9 protein-coding genes are annotated in these 11,828 nt (G+C 65.1%); 6 read left to right on the top strand and 3 right to left on the bottom strand.

Features of this window, described 5'->3' with window-relative positions; genetic code table 11:
• Positions 1 to 7: 7 nt before the first annotated feature.
• Complete coding sequence (locus ACSF9G_RS05530; protein ID WP_436639283.1) at positions 8 to 808, bottom strand: creatininase family protein; 801 nt, start codon at positions 806 to 808, stop codon at positions 8 to 10.
• Between the two features lie 41 nt (positions 809 to 849).
• Here ACSF9G_RS05530 and ACSF9G_RS05525 point away from each other — a divergent pair, with 41 nt between their 5' ends.
• The 6 genes from ACSF9G_RS05525 (at position 850) to ACSF9G_RS05500 (ending at position 7,743) form a co-directional block, all read left to right on the top strand.
• Entirely contained in the window at positions 850 to 1,239 is a 390-nt protein-coding gene (locus ACSF9G_RS05525) for a RidA family protein (RefSeq protein WP_436639281.1), read from the top strand.
• A 2-nt stretch (positions 1,240 to 1,241) separates the two neighbouring features.
• Entirely contained in the window at positions 1,242 to 2,594 is a 1,353-nt protein-coding gene (locus ACSF9G_RS05520; protein WP_436639279.1) for an 8-oxoguanine deaminase, read from the top strand.
• A 1-nt stretch (position 2,595) separates the two neighbouring features.
• On the top strand, positions 2,596 to 3,408 hold the full coding sequence (locus tag ACSF9G_RS05515) for a creatininase family protein (protein ID WP_436639276.1): 813 nt from the start codon (positions 2,596 to 2,598) through the stop codon (positions 3,406 to 3,408).
• A gap of 180 nt (positions 3,409 to 3,588) precedes the next feature.
• Complete coding sequence (locus ACSF9G_RS05510; protein WP_436639274.1) at positions 3,589 to 4,548, top strand: TAXI family TRAP transporter solute-binding subunit; 960 nt, start codon at positions 3,589 to 3,591, stop codon at positions 4,546 to 4,548.
• A gap of 127 nt (positions 4,549 to 4,675) precedes the next feature.
• Positions 4,676 to 7,294, top strand: a complete 2,619-nt coding sequence (locus ACSF9G_RS05505; RefSeq protein WP_436639271.1) for a TRAP transporter permease — start codon at positions 4,676 to 4,678, stop codon at positions 7,292 to 7,294.
• Between the two features lie 20 nt (positions 7,295 to 7,314).
• Positions 7,315 to 7,743, top strand: a complete 429-nt coding sequence (locus ACSF9G_RS05500; protein ID WP_436639269.1) for a universal stress protein — start codon at positions 7,315 to 7,317, stop codon at positions 7,741 to 7,743.
• 34 nt (positions 7,744 to 7,777) lie between these two features.
• Here ACSF9G_RS05500 and ACSF9G_RS05495 read toward each other — a convergent pair whose 3' ends face one another.
• Both ACSF9G_RS05495 and ACSF9G_RS05490 read right to left on the bottom strand, forming a co-directional pair.
• Complete coding sequence (locus ACSF9G_RS05495) at positions 7,778 to 10,180, bottom strand: DUF3772 domain-containing protein (RefSeq protein ID WP_436639267.1); 2,403 nt, start codon at positions 10,178 to 10,180, stop codon at positions 7,778 to 7,780.
• A 145-nt stretch (positions 10,181 to 10,325) separates the two neighbouring features.
• Positions 10,326 to 11,801 (bottom strand): RimK family ATP-grasp domain-containing protein, encoded by a 1,476-nt coding sequence (locus tag ACSF9G_RS05490; protein WP_436639264.1) that lies wholly within the window; start codon positions 11,799 to 11,801, stop codon positions 10,326 to 10,328.
• Between the last annotated feature and the right edge of the window lie 27 nt (positions 11,802 to 11,828).

Below are 11,828 nucleotides of genomic sequence, written 5' to 3'. Positions count from 1 at the left end.
TATGATGTCACTGGCGCTTGCGGATGCGCGACAGGGGATAGGCGGAGATCTCCGCCAGCAGTTTCGCGTAACCGGCGACGACGTGGTCGAAGATCGCCTTGCCGATGTCCGCCGTCGCCTTGCTGGCGTCACCGGCAACGCCGGCCGGGTGGATGTCCTGCGCCTGCCAGCCGATGCCGACGCCGCCGAGATAGGTGAGTTTTTCGTAGTCGCCGGCGATTTCCGCCATCACGGGCCTAAAATCCTCCGCCTTGTCCATCCGGACCAGATCGGGTGCCAGGTGCAGGATCAGCGAGGTCTCGACCAGGCCGCCATGGATGCCGTGCCGCGCTTCGTGGGGCGGAACGAGGTCCTCGGGCGTTCCCATTTGCCACCAACTCGACGAGACGCAGAACATCTCGTGGCGCACCCGCAGTTCGCGGGCGACGATCTCCATCACCTGTGGCTGGCCGCCATGGGAATTGATGAACAGCACCTTCCGCAAGCCGGAGCGGGCGACGCTCTCGCCGATCTCGCGCCATACCGCGATCAGCGTTTCGGCGGGAAGCGTGAGCGTGCCGGGGAAATCGATGTGCTCGTTGGACTTGCCGACCGGCATCAGCGGCAGGAGCAGGACCGGCAGGTCGGGGTCGGCCGCCGCGACGGCGGCCTCGGCCACGGCGCCGGCGACGAGCGCGTCGGTGGCGACGGGAAGGTGCGGGCCGTGCTGTTCGATCGCACCGACCGGCAGCACCGCGACGGTCCGGTCGGGATCGAGCGATTCGAAGTCGACGGTGGTCAGGTCTTGCCAGTGGCGCACGGCGGTCATTAGCGTCTCCGGAATCGAAAACTCGTTCGGCGGGAGCAGTCATGGTAACGCATCACACGCCGGGGGGCATCCGTCCCCCCTTCGCCCGGTACAGCCATGGCGTCGAGATCGCGCCGGGCGCGCGGCTGATGCTGTGTTCCGGCCAACTCGGCATCGCGGCGGACGACGCGATCCCGGACAGCGCCGCCGACCAGACCCGATTGTGCTTCGAGAACATCCGCGCGATCCTGGCTTCGGGAGGCATGGTGCTGGCCGACATCGTGCGCATCAACGCCTTCGTATCCGACCGGGCCTACCTGAAGGACTATATGACCGCGCGCGACGAGTTCACTGCAGATCCGCCGCCGGCCTCGACGCTGATGGTGGTGTCGGGATTCGCGCGGCCTGAGTTCAAGGTCGAGGTCGAGGTCATCGCGGCCAGGGTGGATTGATCATGCGCAGATGGATCAAGGACCCGCTCGCGATCCTGGCCGCCAATCCAGCGGAAGGCGCTGAACGCGGCATCGTCGTGGAGGGCGGACGCATCGTCGAGCTGGTCGGCAGGGGCCAGGAGCCGGCCGCGCCCGTCGATGCGGTCTTCGACGCCGGCCGCCATGTCGCGCTGCCGGGCCTCGTCAACACCCATCACCATTTCTTCCAGACGCTGACGCGGGCGCATCCCGACGCCATCAACAAGGAGCTGTTCCCCTGGCTGCAGGCGCTCTATCCGGTCTGGAGCCGGCTGACGCCCGACGGCTTCCGGCTGGCGACGCGGCTGGCGCTGACCGAGCTGCTGATGTCGGGCTGCACTGCGGCCTCCGACCATCATTACCTGTTTCCCGACGGGCTCGAGAGCGCGATGGACATCCAGGTCGAGGAGGCGACTGCGCTGGGCATGCGCATGACGGTGACGCGCGGCTCGATGAACCTGTCGGTGAAGGACGGCGGCCTGCCGCCCGACAACGTCGTCCAGGATGAGGATACGATCCTCGCCGATTGCGAGCGGGTGCTGTCGCGATACCACGACACCAGCGAAGGCGGACTGATCCGCGTGGCGCTCGCCCCGTGCGCGCCGTTCACCGTCACCAAGCGGCTGATGACGGATTCGGTCGGGCTCGCCGAGCGCTTCGACTGCCGGCTGCACACCCATCTCGGCGAAACCCACGACGAGGACGCCTACTGCCTCGAGCATTACGGTTGCCGTCCCGTCGAGTACTTGGAAGAAATCGGCTGGATGAACGAGCGGGTCTGGCTCGCCCACGGTATCCATTTCAACGACGACGAGGTGGAACGATTGGGCCGCCACCGGGTCGGCGTCAGCCATTGCCCGACCTCCAACATGGTGCTCGCCTCCGGCCAGTGCCGCACCAAAGAGCTCGAAGCCATGGGTGCCCCGGTCGGGCTCGGGGTGGACGGCTCCGCCTCCAACGACAGTTCCAATCTGATGGAAGGCGTGCGTCACGCGCTGATGATCAACCGGCTGACATACGGGTCCGGCGCGGTCACGCATTTTGACGTGTTGCGCTGGGCCACCGAGGGCTCGGCCCGGTGTCTGGGCCGCGACGATATCGGCGCCGTCGCCGTCGGCAAGCAGGCGGACCTTGCGTTGTACACGCTCGACGAGCTCCGCTTCTCCGGCGCCGGCGATCCGCTCGCCGCCCTCGTCCTGTGCGGGGCCCACAAGGCCGACCGGGTGATGCTCGCCGGCGAATGGAAGGTCGAGGACGGCATGCCGGTCGGCATCGACGTGGAGCGCCTCAGGGTTGAGCACGGCACGGCGGCGAAGCGGTTCCTGGAGGCGCTGTGAGATGGCAGTGTCCGCGCCCTCGCTTCCCCCGAGCCGTTTCTGGCAGGACCTCGCCACCGCCGACTTCGAGGCCGACACGTCTGGCTGGATCGCTGTGCTGCCAATCGCTGCAACTGAGCAGCATGGGCCGCATCTGCCGACCGGCGTCGACACGGTCATTGCCGACGGTCTGATCGGGCAAGCGGTCGAACGTATGTCTGCCGATCTGCCGGCGCTGATCCTGCCGACGGTCGCGGTCGGCAAGAGCGACGAGCATTTCGGTTTTCCCGGAACGCTCAGCATCGACGCGCGACCCCTGCTCGACATGCTGGAGGCGCTCGGCGACTCGGTCGCCCGCGCGGGGCTGCGCAAACTGGTAATCATAAGCTCGCACGGCGGCAACAGCGAGGTGATGGGCCTTGCCGCCCGGGCGCTTCGCATCCGCCATCGCATGCTCGTCGTGGCTACGAGCTGGGCGCGAATGGGCTATCCCGCCGGTCTGTTCGACGAGGCCGAGATCGCCCACGGCATTCATGCCGGCGACATCGAGACCTCGCTGATGCTGCACCTGAAGCCGGAGGCGGTACGGTCGGCCGAGTGCGGCGATTTCGTTCCGGCGTCGGTTGCGATGGAAGACGAGTTCGACGTCCTGCGCGGCACCGGCCGTGTGGCGTTCGCCTGGACGACGGCGGATCTCAGTTCGAGCGGAGCCTGCGGAAACGCGGCCGCGGCGTCCGCGGAGAAGGGCCGCCGGGCTGCCGGTTTCGCCGTCGATCGCTTCCTTGCCCTTCTCGGCGATATCGATCGTTTTGACCTGTCGCGGCTCTCCGAGTGATCTCTTCTAGTCCCCGGATATTGCGCCGCACACAACGTGCCCCCTATCAGAGGGTTGTCTTAGCCAGCATTTGGCGATGACATAAGCACCAGGGGAGACGCGGTTTCGCGCGTTGTCCCAATAACCGACAAAGCCGGCGCAATTCCGGCGCTTAACTAAGCAGTGACGGAAGGAGATGTGATGAGATATCTGGCATTCGGCGCTTTTGCCGTGGCTTTGGCCGTCGGCGCGGGTGGCGCCTCGGCCCAGCAAAAGTTCGTCTCCATCGGCACCGGCGGCATCACCGGCGTCTACTATCCCACCGGCGGTGCGATCTGCCGGCTGGTGAACAAGGACCGCAAGGAGCACGGCATCCGCTGTTCGGCGGAATCGACCGGCGGCTCCGTCTACAACGTCAACACCATCCAGGGCGGCGAGCTCGAGTTCGGCGTCGCCCAGTCCGACGTCCAGTTCAATGCCTATGAAGGCAAGGCGCAGTGGGACGGCAAGCCCTTCAAGGGCCTGCGCTCCGTGTTCTCGGTGCATCCCGAACCCGCCACGCTCGTGGCCCGTGCCGACTCCGGCATCAAGAGCTACCAGGATCTCGCCGACAAGTCGGTGAATATCGGCAACCCGGGTTCGGGCCAGCGTGCCCTGTGGGATTCCTTGAACGAGGCCGGCGTCGTGGATACGGACGCGCTCAAGCTCGCCGCCGAGCTGAAGCCCGCGGAGACGGGGCAGGCGCTGTGCGACGGCAAGATCGACGCGTATTTCTACACGGTCGGCCATCCGTCGGCGCTGATCCAGGAGACGTTGTCGACCTGCGACGCCGTGATCGCGGACGTGGCCGGTCCCGATATCGAGAGCTTCATCTCCGAGAAGCCCTACTATCGGTTGGCGACGATCCCCGCCGGCACCTATGCGGGACAGGACAACGACGTGAACACCTTTGGCGTCGGCGCGACGTTCGTGACATCCGAGGAGGTTCCCGAGGACGTCGTCTACACGGTGGTCAAGGCCGTGTTCGACAATTTCGACGACTTCAAGGGCCTGCACCCCGCCTTCGCCAATCTGAAGGAGGAGGAGATGGTCAAGGACGGCTTGTCCGCTCCCCTGCATCCCGGTGCGGTGAAGTACTACAAGGAACGCGGCTGGATGTGAGTGTTCCGGAAGGGGTGGCCGTCAGGCCGCCCCTTTTTTACTCAGTTCCGATTTTCAGGCGTAGCCGGGTTTTTCGCCGGCGGGACGTCGCTGGGGGGCGACGGATTGTGAGTGATCCGAGGGCGGCATGGCCGAAGACATCCAAAAGCGCGAGATCGATGTCGACGAACTGGTAGCGCAGGTCGATACCGGCGCACGCAGCGTTTCAGGCGCTGTCGGTCTCTTCATCGCCGGGTTGGCGTTTGTCTGGTCGCTGTTCCAGCTCTACGTCGCCTCGAACGTTCCCTTCTGGATCACCGGGACGATCGGCGTCAACGTCGTCCTCAACAACTTCGAAGTGCGCGTCGTTCACCTCGCCTTCGCGCTGACACTGGCCGCGCTCGCCTATCCGCTGTTCAAGTCGAGCGGGCGCCACCACATTCCCTGGTACGACTGGCTGCTGGCCGTCCTCGGCGTCTATGCCTGTCTCTACCTGATCGTTTTCGACGAGGCGATCTCCGCCCGCGCCGGCCTGCCGACCACGGGCGACCTGGTCGCCGCGACGATCGGCATGACGGTCCTGGCCATAGCGGTCTATCGCTCGCTCGGCCTGCCGCTGGTCATCGTCGCCGGCGTCTTCGTCTGCTACGTGTTCTTCGGCGATGCCCGCTGGCTGCCGGAGGCGATCCAGTGGAAGGGCGCCTCCTACGGCAAGGCCATGTGGCACTACTGGATGCAGACGGAGGGCGTCTTCGGCGTCGCGCTCGGGGTGTCCGCCTCGATGATCTTCCTGTTCGTCCTGTTCGGCTCGCTCCTGGAGAAGGCCGGCGCTGGCAACTACTTCATTAAGCTTGCCTTCGCCTTGCTCGGGCACCTGCGTGGCGGGCCGGCCAAGGCGGCCGTCGTAGCATCTGCGCTTTCGGGCCTCTATTCGGGGTCGTCGATCGCGAACGTCGTCACCACCGGCACGTTCACGATCCCGCTGATGAAGCGGACCGGCTTCCCTCCGGAAAAGGCCGGTGCCGTCGAGGTCGCCTCGTCCACCAACGGGCAGTTGACGCCGCCGGTCATGGGCGCGGCCGCCTTCCTGATCGCCGAGTTCACGGGCATCGCCTATACCGACATCATCCGCCACGCCTTCCTGCCGGCGGTCGTCTCCTACATCGCGCTCGTCTACATCGTTCACCTCGAAGCGCTGAAGCTGGAGCTCAAGGGCCTGGTCAAGCCGCCGGCGACGCAGACGCTGATGCGCCGGATGATTGGCGTGCTGACCGGATTCATCGCGATGTGCGTGCTGGCCGCCGCCGTCTACTACGGCCTCGGCTGGATCAAGGTCGCCTTCCCGAACATGACCTTCTTCACGGTCATCCTGCTGTTCCTGGTCGCCTATCTGCTCCTGGTCGGGTTCGCCGCGCGCCATCCCGATCTGGAGATGGACGATCCGAACGCGCCCTTGCGGGAACTGCCGCGTGCGGGCGAGGTGGCGGTGACCGGTCTGCACTTCGTGCTGCCGATCGTGATCCTGATCTGGTGCATCCTGATCGAGCGGTTCTCGCCGTCCCTGTCGGCCTACTACGCGACACTGTCGATGATCGTCATCGTCGTCACCCAGCACCCGATTAAGAGCATGTTGCGCGGTGCCGGCGATATCGGCGGGGCGTTCAAGCAGGGCGCCGAGGACTTCGTCTCGGGCATGATCTCGGGCGCGCGCAACATGATCGCCATCGGCGTCGCCACGGGGGCGGCCGGCATTATCGTCGGCACGATCTCGCTGACCGGCGCGCATCAGGTCGTCGGCGAGTTCGTCGAGTTCCTGTCGGGCGGCAACCTGATGGCGATGCTGCTGCTCGTCGCGGTGATGAGTTTGATCCTCGGCATGGGCCTGCCGACGACGGCGAACTATATCGTCGTGTCCTCGCTGATGGCGCCCGTGATCGTCTCGGTGGGCGCGGCGAGCGGATTGCTGGTGCCGCTGATCGCGGTTCACATGTTCGTCTTCTATTTCGGCATTCTGGCCGACGATACGCCGCCGGTGGGGCTTGCCGCCTTTGCCGCCGCGGCGATCTCCGGCGGTGATCCGATCAAGACCGGCTTCCAGGGCTTCGGCTACGACATCCGCACCGCGTTGCTGCCGTTCCTGTTCATCTTCAACACCGAACTCCTGCTGATCGACGTGACCGTGTGGAAGGCGGTCTTCGTGTTCTGCATCGCCACGATCGCCATGCTGCTGTTCGCGGCCGCCACCCAGGGGTACTTCCTGACACGCAACCGCATCTGGGAAACCGTGGCGCTGCTGCTGATCGCCTTCACGCTGTTCCGGCCCGGTTTCTGGCTCGACCTGGTGGAGCCGCCCTACGATAACCGGCCGGGCGTCGAGGTCATCGAGATCGCCGGAAGCCAGCCGGCCGGTGCCGCGCTGCGCATGACCATCGCGGGGCCGGATTTCGACAATCCCGACCAGATCGACACGCTGACCATCGCCGTCCCGCTCGGTGAGGCAGGCGATGGCGCGGCGCGGCTGGAACAAGCCGGGTTGCTGGTGATGATCGAAGGCGACGAGGCGGTTCTGGAAGAGCCGTTCCCGGGCACGGCTTTCTTCGAGACCTTCCAGGATTTCGACTTCTACGGCGACACCTTGGTGACGATCTCCAACGTGGAACTGCCTAAGGACCGCTTTGCCAAGGAGCTGTTCTACCTGCCGGCGCTGGTTCTGCTCGTCATCGTGGTGCTGCTGCAGCGCCGGCGCCAGACGGTGCCCGCGTTCTGATCGAGAGGCAGGAGAAAGCGATGTTCAAGACGATCGTCGTTCCGATCGATCTGGCCGAGCCGGATAGCTCCGGCCGGGCGCTCAACGCGGCCATTCAGATGGCCAGGGACTATGATGCGACGATGCACGTGGTGACCGTCGTGCCGGACATGGGCATGTCCATCGTCGGCGGCTATTTCCCGGAGGGCTTCGAGCAGAAGGCGCTCGATGAGACCAAGGATCGGCTGAAGGCCTATCTCGAGGATCTCGTGCCCGGCGACGTGAAGGTGAAGGGCCATGTCATGCATGGCAGCATCTACGAGCAGATTCTGCGGACCGCCGATCAGCTCTCGGCGGACCTGATCGTCATGGCTTCGCATCGCCCGGCCATGCGGGACTATCTGCTCGGCCCCAACGCCGCGCGGGTGGTTCGCCACGCCAGGCAGTCGGTGCTGGTGGTTCGCGAATAGGGGTTTCGATTGGGCGGGCCGGCCGTGGTCTCCTCTAGGAAATCTGGCTCGCACTGGCACGCGCGGCGACCTGCGAGGCGATGGCCTCGGCGAGGGCATCGACATTGCGAACGGTGATGTCGCGCTGCGGGAACGGTATTTCGATGCCGGCCTGCCCGAGGTTCCTGTAGATCTCCAGCAGAAGTTCCGACTTGACGGTCACGACCGTGTTGACGTCGGCCAGGAAGCAGCGGAGTTCGAAATCGATGGAGCTTTCGCCGAGCCCGACGAACAGGACCACCGGTTCGGGATTCGGCATGATCTTATCGTTGTCGCGTGCCGCTTCCAGCAGGATCTCCTGCGTCTTTTCGATGTCGGCGCCATAGGCGACCCCGACCGGCACGATCAGCCGGCCGGTCTTGGAACTCAAAGTCATGTTCGTGACGGTCCCGGTAATCAGCTCCGAATTGGGCACGATCACCTCGTGCCGGTCGAATGTCTCGATGCGCGTCGACCGCACGGCAATCCGGCGCACGATACCCGAGTAGCCGGATACCTCGATCCAGTCGCCCTCCTTCACGGGGCGTTCGATCAGCAGGATGATGCCGGAGACGAAATTCGAAACGATCGCCTGCAGGCCGAAGCCGATACCGACCGACAGCGCACCGGCGACGATCGCCAGGTTGGACAGGTCGATCCCGGCCACCGAGATCGCGACAAGGGCCGACAGGGTGACGCCTGTGTAGCCGAGGCCGGTCAGAACCGCCTTGCGAGCGCCGCGATCCATGCGCGTCTTCGGCAGTACGGACGTGTCGAGTACGCGTTGCAGCCATCGCGTGATCGACATGCCGACCAGGAAAACGGCGATGAGTATGAAGATGACCCCGATCGAAATCCGTGTGCCGCCAACCTCGACGCCCTGGACGGACAGGATCCAGATCTCCAGGAGGTCCGCAACGCGCGCGCCCCAGATAAGCGCGAAGATGGGTAGCGCGGCGGCGATGACGACGAAGGCGATTGCAATCGGGACGATCGAATAGATCGGTACGTCTTCGGGAGGCCGCCCGCGAAGCAGACCGCGTGAGAGGCCGGACAGGAGAAGGTAGATCGCCAGTGCGAACCCGATGGCGCCGAGCGACAGGATTGTCGGAACCATCGCCTGCCGCGCGAACTTCACATATCCGAAGACGACGAAGACGACCGCCGCCACCGCGGCCAGTTGCATCAGGCGGCCGAGCAGGGTGACGAAATCGACGCCCGGTCCGGTCTCCGCTGGCATCGGGCGGCCTGGTGCGTCGGCCGGCGCCTGTCGGGCGGCGATCAGTGTTCGCGCCAGCCGCCAGACGAAGTAGCTCCCGGTCACCACGACGATGGCGGACAGGATGGCGTCGGACGCCGGCGTGAAGTCGTAGTCCCGGCCGGCCGCTTCGACCAGGGCTTCGGCAACCAGAACCCCGCCAAGGGCGAGGCACAGGTGTGCCGCGCGGCCTGCCCGTTTGTCATCCATCTGGAGGACACGGTGCGCCGGGACGGTGGGAGAAAACACCAACTGCCCCAGCCAGTAGCCGACGACCAGAAATATCGGCAAACTGACGATAGCCGCGACGACCGAGCGCGCAGCGAACGGGCTGATGGCGAGGGCCTTGAAGGCGTAATAGAAGGCGGCGCCGGCGATCGTCGGAAGGATCAGCCGGACCATCAGGGTGGCAAACCAGTACAGACGCTCCTTCGTCGGCTTGTCGGCCGCCAGCACGAGGGCATCCAGCCGCTTCGTGACCCAGGGCTGGAGGATCAGCAGCACGACGAGTGCAATGATGATCAGGCCGATCGCGATCGGCAGGCCCCTGAGGAAGCGTGTCCGGTTTTCCGGTTTCTCCAGGTCCGTGCCGATCTGCGCAGACACGGCACCGACGTAGCCGAATAGTTCCCCTATGGCCGCGGGCCAATGTGTCGGGATGAGCGGTGAAGGACTCCGCTCCATCAGATCGGTGGTGAAACGCGACCGAATGATTCTGTCGATTTCGCTGACGAGAACATCGGCGCGGTTGTAGGCCTCCCGCGCCGCGAGCGTCGGCGCATTGGCCGTGGCAATGGCTTGGAGCAGCTCCGCGCGCCGCTCTGTGACTGCGGCGGGTTCTTCCACATTCTCGCCGGGCGGGTCAGGCAGCGCATCCAGCTGTGCCTGGAGCATACGGACCTCGAGGCTGTCGTCCTTGATAATCTCGAACGCTTCCTCGCGGTCGGCCACGGCGTCCGCGCGAAGCTGATCGAGCGTGGCTTTCGAGATGGTCTCGTCGCGCAGGGCCTGCTCGACACGCGTAGCGGTTTCCTCCCAGGCCGCAACGCGTTTGCTGAAGTCCTCTTGGGAACCGTCCTGAGAACCGTCCTGCGCGTTGGCGCCCGCTGCGAGCCCCAGGAAAACGATCAGCGCGAATGCAAGAGAGAGCCCTCGATACATGCCGTTTCCGTCAGCTTCCTGCCGCGCGCAGATGGACACGCGCTGATTGATATGAACAAGAAACTATACGGTACGACGTAATCGGTGTCGGCTAAATACCCGGTGTGGATCACTTGGGTGAACGGCGCTGGAAGACAGCGGCGGCCTACATCTCCAGGCGGTCGTAGAACCAGCGGGCGAGTTTCGACCAGACATCGTCCTTGCCGGCGGCGTCCTCGCAGCCGTGGTCGACATTCGGATTGTCGTTGATCTCGATGACGAACACCCCATCGGCGTTCTGCTTTATGTCGACGCCATACAGGCCGTCTCCGATCAAACGGGCGGCGCGGACGCCGACATCGAGAACCTCCGGCGGCACCTCGTCGAAGCGGAACGCCCTGGCTGAGCCCTGGATGGCGGACCCGTCGGGCTTGTGCTTGACGATCTGCCAGTGGCTGCGCGCCATCAGGTAGTGGCAGGCGAACAGGGGCTCGCCGCCGAGCACGCCGATGCGCCAGTCGTAGTCGGTGCGCATGAATTTCTGGGCTATCAGCAGGTCGGTTTCCTTGAAAAGCTCCTTGGCGAGATCGCGGAAGGCCTTGGGCGTCTCGACCTTGTGGACGCCGCGGCTGAAGGACCCGTCGGGGATCTTGACGACCAGAGGGTACCCGAGCCGCTCCTCCGCGCCGGCAATTTCGTCCTTGTTCGCAACGACGACGGTCGGCGGCACCGGCACGTCGTTTGCTGTCAGCAACTCCTTCAGATAGACCTTGTTGGTGCAGCGGATCATCGAGATCGGATCGTCGATGACCGGCATGCCCTCCTGCATCGCGCGCCGGGCGAACCGATAGGTGTGATTGTCGATCGAAGTCGTCTCGCGGATCCACAAGGCATCGTACTCGGCGAGCTGGTGGAACTGCTTCCTGGTGATCGGCTCGACGTCGATGTCGTGTTTCTCGGCGATCCTGGCGAAGTGCCGGATCGAGGCCGGGGACGAGGGTGCGAGGGCCTCGTCGGGATCGTACAGCACGGCGAGGCTGTATTTCAGGCTGGGCCGCGCCTTCGGCGTGCGCCAGTCGCGCGTGGTGTGATGCTGCAGGGCATCGCGAAACGCGGCGGCCTGCGCCTCGGTCAGCTTGCTCAAGGGGCGCGGCCGCATGCGCTTGATCGACAGCAATTGGCCGGGGGCGACCGTGACCTCGATGATCGGGCAGCGGAACCAGTCGAACAGAAGCCGGGCGAAGCGCTCGTAGCGGGCGTCCTCGATCCGACCCATGCTGACGAGGAACTGGAACTCCTCCTCAGGCACGTGCTTGGCGGTGCGGGCGCAGCGGTTCAACTCCTGCTCCAGCTCCGGAATGGCGTGGCCGTAGAGCTCGCGGCCTGCGAGATCGAGCATCGCCTCGACGGTCGGCATAACCCGGTGACCGCGCGCCTCGGCGAGCAGCGAGCAGAAATAGCCGCGGCTCTGGTAGGCATAGGAACGGGACAGGTTGACCACCTTCGGCCGGCCGGCGTCGAAAAGCTGAGGCCGGGCGAGGTAGTCGCGGGTAGTGATGACCTTGTGGGGGGTCTCGGCGTTCGGGAAATCCTTGAGGCTGTCGACGAGGATGACCCAGCCCGAATAGAGCGGCTTTCTCATGCTCTAGGCGTTCGGCCCCTCCTTTCA

The sequence above is a fragment of the Microbaculum mangrovi genome (assembly GCF_051390635.1).
GTDB lineage: Bacteria > Pseudomonadota > Alphaproteobacteria > Rhizobiales > Tepidamorphaceae > Microbaculum.
The sequence above is the reverse complement of the archived record's forward strand: the minus strand, read 5'-3'. Positions and strand labels throughout refer to the sequence as shown.